Annotated in this window: 11 protein-coding genes; 8 read left to right on the top strand and 3 right to left on the bottom strand. The window is 39.7% G+C overall.

Annotated elements, in window-relative coordinates:
- Window positions 1-400: 400 nt before the first annotated feature.
- Entirely contained in the window at window positions 401-1,345 is a 945-nt protein-coding gene (gene uspE, locus PR833_RS10655) for a universal stress protein UspE (RefSeq protein ID WP_014658318.1), read from the bottom strand.
- Between the two features lie 122 nt (window positions 1,346-1,467).
- A complete protein-coding gene (locus tag PR833_RS10660; RefSeq protein ID WP_004919586.1) occupies window positions 1,468-2,226 on the bottom strand; it encodes an FNR family transcription factor in 759 nt (252 codons plus the stop codon).
- Window positions 2,227-2,572: 346 nt separating this feature from the next.
- Between PR833_RS10660 and PR833_RS10665 the strand changes: the two genes are divergently transcribed.
- From PR833_RS10665 to PR833_RS10685, 5 genes are all read left to right on the top strand, one after another.
- The gene (locus tag PR833_RS10665; RefSeq protein ID WP_272526093.1) at window positions 2,573-3,583 is read left to right on the top strand and encodes an NAD(P)H-quinone oxidoreductase; all 1,011 of its coding nucleotides are present in this window, start codon (window positions 2,573-2,575) and stop codon (window positions 3,581-3,583) included.
- Window positions 3,584-3,985: 402 nt separating this feature from the next.
- Complete coding sequence (locus PR833_RS10670) at window positions 3,986-5,926, top strand: pyridoxal phosphate-dependent decarboxylase family protein (RefSeq protein ID WP_004919591.1); 1,941 nt, start codon at window positions 3,986-3,988, stop codon at window positions 5,924-5,926.
- 82 nt (window positions 5,927-6,008) lie between these two features.
- Window positions 6,009-7,157 carry a tyrosine transporter TyrP gene (gene tyrP / locus PR833_RS10675; protein WP_318558282.1) on the top strand — a complete coding sequence of 383 codons (1,149 nt, stop codon included), beginning with the start codon at window positions 6,009-6,011 and terminating at the stop codon, window positions 7,155-7,157.
- A 243-nt stretch (window positions 7,158-7,400) separates the two neighbouring features.
- A complete protein-coding gene (locus PR833_RS10680) occupies window positions 7,401-7,952 on the top strand; it encodes a PadR family transcriptional regulator (RefSeq protein WP_040133115.1) in 552 nt (183 codons plus the stop codon).
- Window positions 7,945-8,154, top strand: a complete 210-nt coding sequence (locus tag PR833_RS10685; RefSeq protein WP_004919597.1) for a hypothetical protein — start codon at window positions 7,945-7,947, stop codon at window positions 8,152-8,154. Before PR833_RS10680 ends, PR833_RS10685 begins: the two co-directional genes overlap by 8 nt.
- A gap of 218 nt (window positions 8,155-8,372) precedes the next feature.
- Here PR833_RS10685 and PR833_RS10690 read toward each other — a convergent pair whose 3' ends face one another.
- Window positions 8,373-10,118: an ABC-F family ATP-binding cassette domain-containing protein gene (locus PR833_RS10690; protein ID WP_060560996.1), complete on the bottom strand. Its 1,746-nt coding sequence runs from the start codon at window positions 10,116-10,118 to the stop codon at window positions 8,373-8,375.
- A 392-nt stretch (window positions 10,119-10,510) separates the two neighbouring features.
- Here PR833_RS10690 and PR833_RS10695 point away from each other — a divergent pair, with 392 nt between their 5' ends.
- The 3 genes from PR833_RS10695 to rbbA all read left to right on the top strand — a co-directional run bounded on the left by PR833_RS10695 (window position 10,511) and on the right by rbbA (window position 15,196).
- Entirely contained in the window at window positions 10,511-10,987 is a 477-nt protein-coding gene (locus PR833_RS10695) for a GNAT family N-acetyltransferase (protein WP_036940170.1), read from the top strand.
- Between the two features lie 385 nt (window positions 10,988-11,372).
- The gene (locus PR833_RS10700) at window positions 11,373-12,443 is read left to right on the top strand and encodes an HlyD family secretion protein (protein ID WP_004919603.1); all 1,071 of its coding nucleotides are present in this window, start codon (window positions 11,373-11,375) and stop codon (window positions 12,441-12,443) included.
- Window positions 12,440-15,196 (top strand): ribosome-associated ATPase/putative transporter RbbA, encoded by a 2,757-nt coding sequence (gene rbbA / locus PR833_RS10705; RefSeq protein WP_014658323.1) that lies wholly within the window; start codon window positions 12,440-12,442, stop codon window positions 15,194-15,196. The genes PR833_RS10700 and rbbA overlap by 4 nt, the downstream gene beginning before the upstream one ends.
- The last annotated feature ends 4 nt before the right edge of the window (window positions 15,197-15,200 follow it).

Below are 15,200 nucleotides of genomic sequence, written 5' to 3' on the forward strand. Positions count from 1 at the left end.
ACATGATGCTATTTTATTCACTTTAATCATAACGAGGAGGCCAATATTATGGCTCTCAACTGTGTAAATAAGGCTTCCTCACGATTACCAATGGATTTGTTTCAGGATTGGACATTGATAATGGGTTAGCATTGGGAATTAAATAACGTATTACAGTGAGTCGATGAGGGGGGAGCTGTTAATATCTCTGCTGAAGGTAAATTAGAGATATTTTCAATTAGATAGTTTTTACATTACCCAATATACAAATTTTATGAGTAATACTGCTGGCAAAATAGTGGGAATACTAATTTTTGCGCATTGAAGCACTGAATGTGTATTCATTTATCGCAAAAGCGCTGAGTTACCTACAGCGCTTTTGCCACTTTAAAATAAATCTACTTAAGGTTGAGCGATAAAATTAATCATCATCAACTGTGATTGGGCAAACGAAACCATCAGGCTTAATCGCTAATAGGTCACATTTCAATTTGTCGATAACATGTTCTGCTGTATTCCCAAGAAAAGCTGCGGAAATCCCAGTTCTGCCTAATATACCTAGGACAACGACGCCGGCATGTAACTCCTCACAGATTTCAGGGATGATTTTCTCAGGTAACCCTTCACGGACGTGAGTGTATTTTTCATCAATCGAAAATTTCTGGCGTAATTCCTTCATGGCAATGAGATGTTGCCCACGTAGTGCATTGTTATAAAGGCTTGGGTCGAAATCAGGTAGTTCTATTGCAATATTCATTGGCGCAATAGGGTATGCGCTGACCAAATGAATTTCCTGATCTTTCACAATACGTGTTGCTAAATCCTTCGTTTTCTCAACCAACTTAATATTGAGGTCATCATGATAGGATTCTTCATTTGATAAATTGACGGCCACAACAACCGAACCATGATCTGGCCAGACTTTATCTTTAACCATCCATACAGGAGAAGGGCATTTTCTTAAAAGGTGCCAGTCCAGCGGCGTAAAAATAATCGACTCAAAGTTATCTGTTTGATGAGCCATTTTCAGAAGCAGGTCGTGTTCACCACTAATCACTTCCTGAATGATGGCTTCGTAAGGTTTATTATGCCAAATCACTTTAATTTCTATCTCAATACCTGCTTCCAGATAGAAATGCGCTTGTTGTTTAATCCAAGCAGCCTTTTGATTAATGACACCCTTACGCATTGCATCACGCTCTTCAGGTGATAGCAACGTGGTCATATCATAAGAGAGATCATAGATAGGTAAGAATGCTTTAATCCGTCCACCATTACGTTGCACTATGTAGACAGCACGTCGTAATGCTGGTTGATCATCCTGATTTGGGTCAATTGCAACTAGGAGATTTCTATAGTTTGCCATATTAAAATCCTCATAACGGCTGGACATTCCCTACTAAAGATAAACTAAGGTATTGAGGAAAAATAGGCAAGATTTGATGAAAAATAATAATGGTGGGTCACAAAATAGTGACCCACCGAGAATTATGAACAAGAGACAGTGGAGACTTTACCTGCAATATCAGTCAGTTTTTCCATATCTTCAATAGTGATATATTTGCCTTTAACACTTAACATGCCGCTTTTTTGGAAACGTCCTAAAAGTCGACTAATCGTTTCAACGGTAAGGCCTAAATAGTTACCAATATCACCACGAGTCATCGTTAAGCGGAATTCTCTTGGAGAGAAGCCGCGCTCTGCAAAGCGATGAGACAGGTTAAGAATAAATGCAGCTAAACGTTCTTCCGCATTTTTCTTAGACAATAAAAGGATCATTTCTTGATCGCCTTTTATTTCGCCGCTCATCAAACGCATGATTTGTTGGCGTAGATTAGGCATCTTACCTGACAAATCATCGAGAGTTTCGAATGGGATTTCACAAACCATTGATGTTTCAAGAGCTTGTGCAAAACTTGGGTGCTGTGTATGTATAATTGCATCAAAACCAACCAGGTCACCAGCAAGATGGAAGCCTGTAATTTGCTCATCACCTTCTTCAGTGATGGTGTAACTTTTGATTGTTCCTGAGCGAATGGCATACAAAGAACGTAATTCATCGCCGGCTTTAAACAGCGCCTGACCCTTTTGAATCGGTTTTTTACGTTCAATGATATTATCAAGTTGATCCAGTTCATGTTCATTCAGTGTGAAGGGAATGCACAGTTGGCTAATACTGCAGTCCTGACAATGAATAGCACAACCACCAGACTGGATGCGACGAACAACTCTTTTTTCTGGGATCATATTAAATGCTCAATACAAGTTAAAATTATTGATATGAGTCAATTTTAACATAAGATAATGCAACTGATAAGTAGAAATATAAAACAGAAGTATCTCAAATAGAAAAGCGTATAAAAACAAAGTAGTTAATCAAATCACATAGTTCATTATAACATCATGATATTCCTTATTTAACTTAAATAACCATTAAGTTAAGTAAAAAATTCTTTAATAGATAAAAGGGGTTATCTATTAAATATCTATTTAAAAGATATATTTTGATAAATTTAAAAATTAACATTAGTTATAATATTTAAACAATAATGCAATATTCGACTTAAAAATGAAAACTTCAGAGGAGCATCAAATGGTAAATAATCCATTAAATATTCCCAATACGATGAAAGTAATAAATATCGCGGAGCACGGTGGAGCAGAGAAACTGCAAATAATTGAACAACCATTGCCCGTACTATCAGAGGGTTATTTATTGGTTAAAGTTGAGGCTGCTGGTGTTAATCGCCCTGATGTTCTTCAACGTATGGGGGCTTATCCGCCACCTCCAGATGCTTCACCTATTTTAGGGCTTGAAGTCGCAGGAACCATTGTTGCAAAAGCAGACGATGTTCAACAATGGCAGATTGGAGATAATATTTGTGCGTTAGTTGCTGGAGGTGGTTACGCCGAATATTGTCTTGTACATCAAGATATTGCATTACCATTAGGTCACTTATCATTTGTTGAGGGAGCGGCTATACCTGAAAACTTTTTTACTGTTTGGGCGAATGTTTTTCAGATTGGTAAATTGAAAAAGGGTGAAACAGTGCTCATTCATGGTGGAACATCCGGTATTGGATCCGTTGCTATCATGTTAGCAAAAGTATTTGGTGCCACGGTGATCACAACAGTCGGCTCAGCAGAAAAGGTAGAAGTCGCAAAATCATTAGGGGCGGACTGTATAATTAATTACCGAAACGATGATTTTGTTCAACACACTCTTGATTATACGCGTTCTCAAGGGGTTGATATGGTTGTTGATATTGTTGGTGGTGATTATGTGGATAAAAATTATCAAGTCGCCGCAAAATTCGGGCGGATCATTCAAATAGGAATGATGAAAGGTAACCCTAAGAGCCTCAATTTAATGCCTTTAATGATTAAACGTTTGATTCACACAGGGTCAACCATGCGTTCACGTACCGTTGCCGAAAAATCCAGCATCGCCGCAGAGTTAAAGCAGCACGTTTGGGGGATGTTGCAAAAAGGTGAATTAAAACCTTTTATTAACAAAACCTATCCGTTAGACCAAGTGGCTGATGCTCATCGCCATATGGAATCTGGCGATCTTTACGGAAAAATAGTGTTAATTAACAAATAATTATTTTCCTATTGAGATTTATTGAGTCATGAAGATTTAATTTTTTCATGGCTCATTGGCTTGCTCGTTTATAACAAATGGTTTACATTTTCAAGTGGTTTTAGCGTAAATATCTCTTTACAGCAGACTAATTTTCGAAATTTTGTTCCTGCGCACAAATCCGATTGAAATAAATACGAGTTTATTAATATTTTAACAATTATGGATTATACCTATAGCTAAGTTGGCACATTAACGGCTTGCCTATCAATAAATAACCCAAAGATAATAAAGATAACAAGATCATTAATATATTGTTGTCTTTTAAAGATATGCATCCGTTATATCACTTTCCAATGATAGTAGTTACTTAAATCAAATATGCCATTAAAAGCATGGGCATGATTTAAAGGTGTAGTGATAATGACAAATTTTAATAACTCAAAAATGAATGTAGATGCTTTATTTCTAGGACCGAAATCTGAAAATGCAGTATTTTTCAGAGAGATGATGGAATATGCGGTAACGGAACATATGCATTGGCGTTCAGGCTACCACCCAGAAGACCCTGAATATGTGACAACGGTCGATCGTTATGCACCGGAATATAGGGATACTTTATATCGAACAGAAGGTATTTTAAATCAACTCTCTTCTAAGTTAAAAACAACATCAATCCCATGGTTTTCTCCTCGTTATATGGGCCACATGAACGCGGATACCTTAATGATATCGAATCTCGCGTACGTTATGGCAATGATGTACAACCCAAATAACTGTGCCCAAGAGTCTTCCCCCACCACAACAGTACTCGAGCTAGAAGCAGGGTTAGACCTGTGTGCAATGTTTGGTTATGACACTAATCAGTCATGGGGGCATATTACTTCAGGCGGCACTGTCGCTAATTATGAGGGGTTGTGGGTTGCTCGAAATATTAAAACGTTACCTTTGGCAATAGCTAAGCATCCTCAGGCTCGACAATTACTAAAAGAGGATAGTGAGAAAGCGTTGCTGAATATGCCGACCTCTGCTGTTTTAGATCTTATCGATGATTTAAAGAAACAAGGATTATTTGAAGAAGTCAGAGATATGACTTGTCGTGGTGAAGGGGTAGAACAAGGGAAATTAGGTAAGCTATTAGTCCCGCAATCTAAACATTACTCTTGGATGAAAGCGATGGATATTTTGGGGTTAGGACAACAAAATATCGTACAGCTCCCCGTCGATGCCAGTTATCGCACTGATACTGAGCAAATGAGACAAATTGTGTTTTCATTGATTGAACAAGGTGAGCCTATTTTAGCCGTAGTGGCTGTTGTAGGAACAACGGAAACGGGCGCGATTGATAATGTCGCAAAACTGATTGAATTGCGCAGAGAGTGCGAAGCGCGTTTTGGTGTCTCGTTTTATATTCATATCGATGCCGCTTATGCAGGCTATGCTTGTGCCATGTTCCGTGATGAGAATAATCAATTCCTTGATTATGATGTTTTGATTAAACGTTACCATCAGGAAGGTATTTTCCCCTCCGATGTTGTTTGGCCAAAGCCAGAGGTTTATCAAAGCTTCAAGGCATTACAAGAAGCGGACTCTATCACGGTTGATCCTCATAAAGTGGGCTTTATTCCTTATGCGGCAGGAGCAATCTGCATGAAGGATAAACGTATTGTTGATCTCATTTCTTATCATGCCGCTTATGTGTTTGAAGAAGTTGCAGAAAAAGGGCGTAAAGCAGAAAAGCAACAAAACGTATTATTAGGCTCTTCAATCATGGAAGGGTCAAAAGCTGGAGCCACGGCGGCGGCGGTCTGGGCGGCCCATCGGTTAGTTCCGCTAAATATTCTCGGTTACGGAAAAGTGATAGCAGCAGGAATAACCACAGCGAATTGGATCATTGAAAGTATCAATACCTGTGAGGCATTTGAAATCGAAGATAGAAAATTCGAAATTATTGCGCTGCCATCGCCTGATTTCCACATGGTCAACTTCATGTTTAAGGAAGTCGGTAATCAATCATTAGAAAAGCAGAATCAACTGAATAAGCGCCTTTATGAGTTGTGCTCATATGCCGCAGGCCGCTCTTATACGAATGACTTTTTAACTTCCTCAACATCCTTAACCTCGGAAGAGTACGGTGATAATCCACGAAATTTCTGTCGTGAGGCTGGCTTTAGTGATCAAGAGTGGGATAAGACTCAGTCATTATATGTATTAAGAGCCGCGATCATGACACATTGCTTACGGGATAAGCAGCATTTCACCGATTTTTGGCAAGAGTTGAAAAATATCTTTGAAGGCAAGTTGCAACAGCTTATAGATGAAGAAAATAAATTAAATCATTCAAAACAAAAAATAACGCTATAAACTTCTTGGCTAGGATCTCAATATGAAAAATCGCACACTTGGCAGTATTTTTATTGTTGCTGGCACTACGATTGGTGCTGGTATGCTTGCAATGCCGATAGCGGCAGCAGGTAACGGCTCCACGATAAGTTTAGCAATGTTGTTCGTGCTTTGGGCATTGATGTGTTACACCGCATTATTACTTGTCGAAGTCTATCAACATGAGTCCTCAGAAACGGGTATCGGCTCTGTTGCTCAGCGCTACTTAGGCTCAGGCGGTAAATTTATTACCGGTTTTAGTATGATGTTCCTGATGTACGCACTAACGGCGGCTTATGTTAGTGGTGCAGGGGAAATTATTACCTCCAACTTAAAAAGCAGTTTTGCTATTGAGATGGCTGATTGGATGGGGATTGTTATTTTTACGGTGATTGGTGGTGGTGTTGTGTGCTTTGGAACATCATCCGTTGATTTTATTAACCGTATTTTATTCGCAGCAAAAATTGTTTTTCTAGTCATTATCTTAGTGTTAATGATGCCACATGTTGAGCAGCAAAATTTATTGTCTGCACCAACAGAGAAAGTCTTGATCCTCTCGGCTATTCCTGTGTTTTTTACCTCATTTGGTTTCCATGGCAGTGTGCCAAGTGTTGTGAAATATATGGGCGGTGATGTGAAAAAATTACGGATAATATTTATTATCGGTAGTGCTATCCCATTAGTTGCCTATATTTTATGGCAGATTGCTACGTTAGGTAGCATTAACCCTACAACCTTTATCGGCATTCTTGCAGAAAATTCAGGATTAAATGGCTTACTGGATGCTATCCGCAATGTTGTGATGTCGGAAAGAACCCAGTTTATTGCTCAGATGTTTATGAGTTTAGCGCTCGCCACCTCGTTTCTCGGTGTTGCTTTAGGGCTATTTGATTTCTTAGCGGATTTATTTAAGCGCCAAGATAATATGGAGGGCCGCCTGCAAACAGGATTATTAACTTTCTTGCCACCATTAGTCTTTGCGCTGTTTTACCCGAAAGGATTTGTCATGGCATTAGGTTTTGCGGCGATTGCATTATCTATTCTTGCACTATTGTTACCTAGCGCGATGGCATTTAAATCAAGATTGTGTAATGAGCGTAAATATCAAGTTACCGGTGGCACACCTGCACTATTTATCGTGTTCTTGTGTGGTATTGTGGTGATCGGTGTTCAATTGGCAATTGCCTTCAAAATACTGCCAAACGTAGGGTAATTGACCTTTTCATTCAAATCAATAAAGCCAATCACGGACTCAACGGATTGGCTTTTTTTATTTCACGTCGATCATTGCTAATGCTTTTTTATCGATGGCATTTTATTAGCATCTCAATAAGAATAATTATCATTAGCATTTTATGCAAAAAAACAGATATATCTAAACTGGTAATCTTCAAAAAATCCACTATTATATTAGATATATCGGTTTTTAAGACCTAAAGGGGTTCTGAGAGTATTAATGAATAATGAACAACAAGCGGAACCGTGCCTTTGTGATGGTAAAAGCTTAAGCCGTATGTTTAACCCAAAACAGTTGCGTGTCTACATTCTGCATCTCTTGGCTGATGGGGCAAACTATGGTTATGAATTGATAAAAAAGATAGGGCAGGAAACGGCGGGTTTTTACTGCCCAAGCCCTGGTGTGATTTATCCAACATTAACATTATTAGAAGAGTTGGGGCTGATCACCGCGTATAAGGAGCAAGGAAAAGGGCGTAAGTGTTATTCGCTGACACCTGAAGGAAAATGTTTTCTATTATTGAAAGCTGATATTTTAGCGGAAGTTCAGCTAAAACTCAGTTATGCACAAGAGCTTACGGCTGGCAACCAATTTGCCAAAGAAATAGAGCTTGCTGTTGATAGATTTAAATCATTGCTGCGACACAACATTGTTTTGCAGGAATTGACTAAGGAACAATCAATGCGAGTTGTTGAAATTATCAACAGTGCTGTTGAACGTATTGAACAAGTCAACTCGGTATTGACAGTAGAAGGGCACGAACATGGCTAAAACCAATGATATTATTCAGGCAAAAGAGTCTTCATATATGAAAGATAACGTAAAGACATCACCTAATATACCATCTAACGAAAGTACGGAATCGGCCGAGGTAAAACCAGAGGCTGCATTAGATAAAAAATTTAAAGAGGTTGTTTGCCCAAAAGTACCGACATCTTATTTTAAACGAGCTAAACGCCAGCGTACTAAATAATAAAATAGGTTATTTTGCTGATTTATTATTCATGGTAAAACTTTTTGCACTTTAATTCGCTATTTTAGTGGAAAAAGGCCATGAAAATAAAAAAATAGACCTATTTTACCAAAACATTTTTCTGTTCTTAATGAACGGTCATAGTAAAACGCTGTTTATGGATTACATAATTATCATGTAATCCCCTAATAACCTTGGCTATTAGGGGATTGATTTAATTACAGGTTGAGTAGCGCCTGTATTTTTTCTATTTCATCGATCCACTGTTGTTGAAGCAGTGGTTTTTGATGAGCCAATTTACGTTGCCTATCTGCGTGTAATTTATCTTCAAGTAACAATAACTTTTCCAACAATTCATCTTCATAAACAGTCGATTGAGAAGCGGCTTCGTCTATATGGGGTGAAGCTACTTTTTCGTTAATTACGCTGTTATTTTGAAGGTGCGATTGTTGCTCGATTTGTTGGTAAACCTCCTCGACGTCAAGATACTCCTCTAATCGATTATTATTGATATACCAAAAACGCTGGCAACTCGTTTCAATTAACCATTTATCATGGCTAACCACCAGCAAAGCGCCTGCAAATTGTGATATTTGCTCACTCAGTGCTTCTTTGCCTTCAAGATCAAGGTGGTTGGTGGGTTCATCTAGCATCACTAGCTCATATTGCGCCAAGCTCAAGCCAATAAATAACAACCGTGCTCGTTCGCCGCCACTGAGTGTTGCCACTTTTTGTTGGTGGCGTGTATAAGGAAAACCTGCACCAATCAATGCCATTTTGCGTTGTTCATCGACTAAATTAGCAAAAGGCCGTAAAGCATCAGATAAACTGTCATTATCATTGAGTTGCTCAAGTTGCTGGTCGTAATAACCCGCATTAATCGATGGATGAAACTTTAATTGCTCACTGTATCGTTCATCTGCTTTAAAACGTTGCCACAATAAACGTAATAAAGTGGATTTACCGCAGCCATTGGCACCAATAATGGCAATACGATCACCACTTTTGACTTGATGAAAACCTGTTGTGAAAAGCAATTTCTCATCGGGAGTCTTAATGTTGGCATGATCTAATTCAAGGACTCTATCTGCGGGGATCGATTTGCCATTTAGCGCTAATTTCCATTGATAGCCTTCAGTCAGCTCAGTTTGCGCCTCCTTGAGTCTATCGATATGTTTTTCCATCTGTTTTGCTTTACGAGAAAGGTCTTCGTTATCATAAACTTGACCCCATATAGCTAAACGTTTGGCACTTACCGCAATGCGATCAATCTCCTTTTGCTCCGCTTGATGGCGTTTTTCATCAGCGACATCTTTTTGGCTCAGTGCATGACGTGCAGATGAGCATGGGAGCCGGAAGAAATGTAGCGTTTTATCTCGCAATATCCATGTGCAGTTAGTCACTTTATCAAGCAGATTTTGATCGTGAGAAACTAAAACGAAGCTGCCTTTCCAGTTTTGCAAAAAGTTACCTAACCAAATCAATGTGGGAAGGTCAAGATGGTTACTTGGCTCATCCAATAGCATCAGATCGGGTTGTTGAATTAATGCTCTACCTAAAAGTAATCGGGTATGCTGCCCGCCACTAATTTGATTGGCTTTTTGTGCCCATTGTTTCTCAGTGAACCCTAAATCAGTCAGTAAAACTTCCGCTCGCCAACGCTCAGAAAGACGCTCTTGAGCAGGGAGTTGCTGCATAACTGTATCAATTAAACTCAAATGCGCTACCTCTTCGGGTAGGTGCTGTTCAATATAAGCGGTTACACACTGATTTGCATAAGTAATACTGCCACTGTTAGGTGATAACTGACCGGTCAAAAGCTTCAATAATGTACTTTTGCCACTTCCGTTATGCCCAATCAGACCAATACGATCGCCACTTTGTAGCGTGAAGGTAATATCACTCAATAAAGAGGTTGTAGAAGTATCATAATTTAATGATTTTACAGATAATAAAGTGCTCATAGCTTACTCAATTTTTAGGCATGACAATGCCAGGGTATAGTCAGGACGACAACCCAGTAAGCTGAGGAAGGTATCTTTTGGGAGCTTCGCTCAGGCAGGGTTATCGCAGTATATAACTGTGAAAGCCTGAGCTTTGGCGATTACCAAAGAAGTGTGAATAGTCAATAAGATCACACAACATCATAATAAGCCTCCTTTTTTCTAGTGTTGAACAATATCGCTATCATAACAAACCTAGCAACTTTCTATCAATCACAATGATGTATTGTGTTTAGGTATTGTTATAAATGATTCTAATGGCATTAAAAGTGTCATGAATAAAACTGCTAGTGGCTGTGGTGAGTAATAATTTTGGAGTAAAATCAAGATGTAAACATATAGGAAACGCCAAAATGAATGTAGAAATAAAACCAGCCACAATTAAAGATGCCGCTTTGATTTTAGATATGATCATCGAATTAGCGGAATATGAAAAAGCACGTCATGAAGTTAAAGCATCTGTCACCGATATAGAAAACTCATTATTTGGTGAAAATTCAAATACAGAGGCTTTAATTTGCTATGTGGACGGTAAACCTGCTGGTTATGCGGTCTTTTTTTCTAGTTACTCGACTTGGTTAGGTAATAATGGGATCTACTTGGAAGATTTATATGTTTCCCCTGATTATCGAGGAGCGGGTGCGGGTAAAAAATTATTAAAGCATATTGCAATGATTGCCAGTGAAAGGAAATGCCAGCGTTTGGAATGGAGTGTTTTAGACTGGAATCAACCTGCAATTGATTTTTATAAAAGTATTGGTGCTAAACCCCAAGATGAATGGGTTCGTTACCGTATGGATGAACAAACAATTGCTGAATTTATAAGTTAAATACCTAATAAGTTAATTTTATAACAAAATAATGCTAACAAACTTTTTTGTTAGCATTATTTTTTTGTTTTTTAATAAATCTTAAGCAATAAGTGCCAATAAACTCTTTTTAACTTTTGAATATGGTATTTTGTGATATATGTGCTATTTTACTTAAGGTTAAAAGGGATAAAATAGAATTAAATTAAAGGGATAGAGAACAGGCAAGTAACTTAATCTAAAAAGGAATATTGTATTGAGATGTTAAGTTGAAAATGTGCGTTAGTCAGTTTTTATTTTCTTGGTTTTATTATTTTTTAGTGTGACTAAATAAGATGGGCAATACTAAACAATTGAATTAAAAATTAGCTATTTTCTTTCACATAAAGAAAAGAGAAGGGATGGTATGAAAATAAATAAACGAAAGATCATTTTTTATGTCGCTATTATTTTAATTATTGCAGCAGGTGGTTTTTATTATTGGAGTATGAATTCTAGCAGTTTACCCGCAGGTTTCGCTCAAAGTAATGGTCGTATAGAAGCAACCGAAATTGATATTGCAACCAAAACGGCAGGGCGGATCGATACTATTACGGTGAGAGAAGGTGATTTTGTCAAGGAAGGTCAGGTTCTTGCCAAAATGGATACCAGAGCACTGCAAGAACAGCTTCACGAAGTACAAGCTCAATTACGTCAAGCAATTAGTAATGTATCAACAGCAGAATCAGGTTTAGTGCAACGTGAAAGTGAAAAGTTAGCCGCACAAGCGGTTGTTCGTCAACGTGAAGCAGAACTTGATGCGGCACAGAAACGACTTAACCGTTCTCGTGCATTAGTAAGAACTAAAGCGGTTTCTCAACAACAGGTTGATGATGACACCGCACAGGTACAAGGCGCAAAAGCCGCGCTGCAAGCGGCTAAAGCTCAGGTTGCAGCCTCTCTTGCGGCAATTGATTCTGCAAAAGCGGGCGTTGTTCAAGCAAAAACGCGCGTTGATGCAGCGACTGCAACTGAAAGACGTATTATTGCTGATTTAGATGATAGTGTGCTTAAAGCGCCGCGTAACGGTCGTATTCAATACCGTGTTGCTGAACCTGGTGAAGTATTAGGGGCCGGTGGTCGAGTATTAAATATGGTTGACCTCAGCGATGTTTATATGACCTTCTTTTTACCTACAGAAGATGCTGGAAAAGTGGCATTAGGCAGTGATGTGCATATTGTCTTAGATGCTGCCCCTAATATTGTGATACCTGCGAAAGCGACTTTCGTTGCCAGTGTTGCACAATTCACACCAAAAACCGTTGAAACGCAAAATGAACGTTTGAAATTAATGTTCCGTGTTCGCGCACGAATTTCACCAGAGCTACTGGAAAAGAACCTCGAATATGTCAAAACTGGTTTACCTGGCAAAGCTTATGTTCGTTTAGATCCTAATGCCCAATGGCCAACTGACCTTGAGGTGAGATTACCACAATGACCCATAATTTGATGGATGATGTGATAGTAGATTTAAGCCATGTCAGCCAACATTACGGTGATAATTGTGCGTTGGATGACATTACTTTATCAATTCCAGCAAGGAAAATGGTTGGTTTAATTGGCCCTGATGGTGTGGGGAAATCAAGCCTAATTTCATTGATTGCTGGTGCAAGAGAGATCCAGCAAGGGAAAGTTATCGTTCTTGGTGGTGATATGGCAGATAAAGAACATCGCCGAGAAGTCTGCCCTAAAATTGCTTATATGCCCCAAGGGTTAGGGAAAAACTTATACCACACGCTTTCAGTCTATGAAAACGTCGATTTCTTTGGGCGTCTATTTGGGCAATCTAAAGAAGAGCGCCAGTATCGTATCGACGATTTACTCGAAAGCACGGGGTTGGCTCCATTCAAAGATAGGCCCGCAGGGAAGCTTTCAGGGGGGATGAAACAGAAACTGGGGCTTTGTTGTGCGCTAATTCATGACCCTGATTTACTGATCCTTGATGAACCAACCACAGGGGTTGACCCATTGTCACGGGCACAATTTTGGGATTTGATCGAACGTATTCGCGAACGACAAACCAATATGAGTGTGTTGGTGGCCACTGCTTATATGGAAGAAGCGGAGCGTTTTGATTGGCTGGTTGCGATGGATGATGGCAAGGTCATGGCAACAGGACATGCCTCTGAACTGAAAGCACAAACACAGTGCGATGATCTTGAAGCTGCATTTATTGCGTTACTGCCAGAAGAGAAGCGTAGCGGTCATAAAAAAGTGGTTATCCCGCCTCGTGATACCTCAGACGATGATGTGATAGCGATTGAAGCGCAAGATCTAACCATGCGTTTTGGTCAATTTGTGGCGGTCGACCATGTTAATTTTAAAATACCGAAAGGTGAAATATTTGGCTTTTTGGGATCTAACGGATGCGGTAAGTCCACAACGATGAAGATGTTGACTGGGCTATTGCAAGCGAGCGAAGGGCAAGCATGGTTATTTGGGCAAGAAATTGACCCAAAAGATATTGAAACGCGCAAACGCGTTGGTTATATGTCACAAGCATTTTCCCTCTATAGCGAATTGAGTGTCGAACAAAACTTAGTTTTGCACGCTAAGCTATTTCATATCGCGGAAGATCAAATTAAGCAGCGTATTGATGAGATGTGCCAGCGTTTTGATTTAGATGATGTGCGAGATACGATGCCCGATGATTTACCGTTAGGTATTCGTCAACGCTTATCGCTAGCCGTTGCCGTTATTCATCGCCCCGAAATGTTGATCCTTGATGAGCCTACATCAGGGGTAGACCCTGTGGCGCGAGACATGTTCTGGAATTTAATGGTTGACCTTTCAAGGCGTGACGGTGTCACTATTTTTATTTCTACCCACTTTATGAATGAAGCGGAGCGCTGTGACCGTATTTCCTTGATGCATGCAGGGAAGGTACTTGATTGTGATACTCCTGATAATCTGATCAAAAAGCGCGGATTAGACACGCTGGAAGCCACTTTTATCGCCTATCTACAAGATGCTGTGGGAGAAGCCGGAGCGACCAAGGATACAGCCCCTGAATTTCATGTTGACCCTGAGCTTAAAAAACAGACGGATGAAGCGCTGAAAAGCCGTTTCAGTTTCCGTCGATTATTTAGTTATAGCATTCGGGAAGGGATGGAGTTACGGCGCGACCCAGTACGTTCGACACTCGCACTACTGGGTACGGTGATCCTCATGTTTATCATGGGCTATGGGATCAGTATGGATGTGGAAAATTTACGTTTTGCAGTACTTGACCGTGACCAGACAGGTTTAAGCCAAGGTTATACCCTAAATTTGGCAGGCTCTCGCTATTTTATCGAGCAGCCTCCCATTAAGGATTATGATGAACTGGAAACCGCGCTGCGTAGCGGTAAAGTATCTGTCGCCATTGAAATTCCCCCTAATTTTGCGCGTGATGTAGCAAAAGGGCATGCGGTGAAAATTGGCGTATGGGTTGATGGTGCAATGCCTAATCGTGCTGAAACTGTTCGTGGTTATGTACAAGCGATGCATCTCGCTTGGTTAAGCACCATGGCTGCTAAGCAACCTGTTGGTGTGGCGGGAATGCCTGTCATCGACATTCAGACCCGTTATCGCTATAACCCCGATGTAAAAAGTTTACCTGCGATTGTTCCCGCAGTGATTCCTCTGTTGCTGATGATGATCCCAGCGATGTTAAGTGCCCTCAGTGTGGTTCGCGAAAAAGAGCTAGGATCAATGATTAACCTTTATGTAACCCCGATCACCAAATTGGAGTTTTTATTAGGTAAACAGCTTCCTTATATTTTATTAGGCATGTTTAACTTTGTGATGCTCTGCGCGTTGAGTGTATTTGTTTTTGGCGTTAGCTTTAAAGGGAGTTTTCTGACCTTAACACTTGCAGCTTTTCTCTATATTACTATCGCAACAGGAATGGGCTTGCTGATCTCTTGCTTTATGAAGAGTCAAATCGCCGCTATTTTTGGTACCGCAATTATTACACTGATCCCGGCTACTCAATTTTCAGGCATGATTGACCCTGTCTCTTCACTTGAAGGGATTGGTCGTTGGGTTGGTATGGTTTATCCAACATCGCACTTTTTGACAATAACACGCGGTACTTTCTCTAAAGGACTGAACTTGTTTGATTTGCAAGCGTCATTTATTCCGCTATTGATTACTATCCCTATCGTGATAGGCCTCAGTGTTATTTTCCTGAAAAAACAGGAGTCCTAACTGA

Source organism: Providencia sp. PROV189 (assembly GCF_028480065.1).
In the GTDB taxonomy this organism is placed as follows: domain Bacteria; phylum Pseudomonadota; class Gammaproteobacteria; order Enterobacterales; family Enterobacteriaceae; genus Providencia; species Providencia stuartii.

Excerpts from the sequence above, each read along its gene's own strand:
- uspE (WP_014658318.1), bottom strand. The coding sequence starts at position 1,345 with ATGGCAAACTATAGAAATCTCCTAGTTGCAATTGACCCAAATCAGGAT.
- PR833_RS10660 (WP_004919586.1), bottom strand. The coding sequence starts at position 2,226 with ATGATCCCAGAAAAAAGAGTTGTTCGTCGCATCCAGTCTGGTGGTTGT.
- PR833_RS10665 (WP_272526093.1), top strand. The coding sequence starts at position 2,573 with ATGGTAAATAATCCATTAAATATTCCCAATACGATGAAAGTAATAAAT.
- PR833_RS10670 (WP_004919591.1), top strand. The coding sequence starts at position 3,986 with ATGACAAATTTTAATAACTCAAAAATGAATGTAGATGCTTTATTTCTA.
- tyrP (WP_318558282.1), top strand. The coding sequence starts at position 6,009 with ATGCTTGCAATGCCGATAGCGGCAGCAGGTAACGGCTCCACGATAAGT.
- PR833_RS10680 (WP_040133115.1), top strand. The coding sequence starts at position 7,401 with ATGAATAATGAACAACAAGCGGAACCGTGCCTTTGTGATGGTAAAAGC.
- PR833_RS10685 (WP_004919597.1), top strand. The coding sequence starts at position 7,945 with ATGGCTAAAACCAATGATATTATTCAGGCAAAAGAGTCTTCATATATG.
- PR833_RS10690 (WP_060560996.1), bottom strand. The coding sequence starts at position 10,118 with ATGAGCACTTTATTATCTGTAAAATCATTAAATTATGATACTTCTACA.
- PR833_RS10695 (WP_036940170.1), top strand. The coding sequence starts at position 10,511 with ATGAATGTAGAAATAAAACCAGCCACAATTAAAGATGCCGCTTTGATT.
- PR833_RS10700 (WP_004919603.1), top strand. The coding sequence starts at position 11,373 with ATGAAAATAAATAAACGAAAGATCATTTTTTATGTCGCTATTATTTTA.
- rbbA (WP_014658323.1), top strand. The coding sequence starts at position 12,440 with ATGACCCATAATTTGATGGATGATGTGATAGTAGATTTAAGCCATGTC.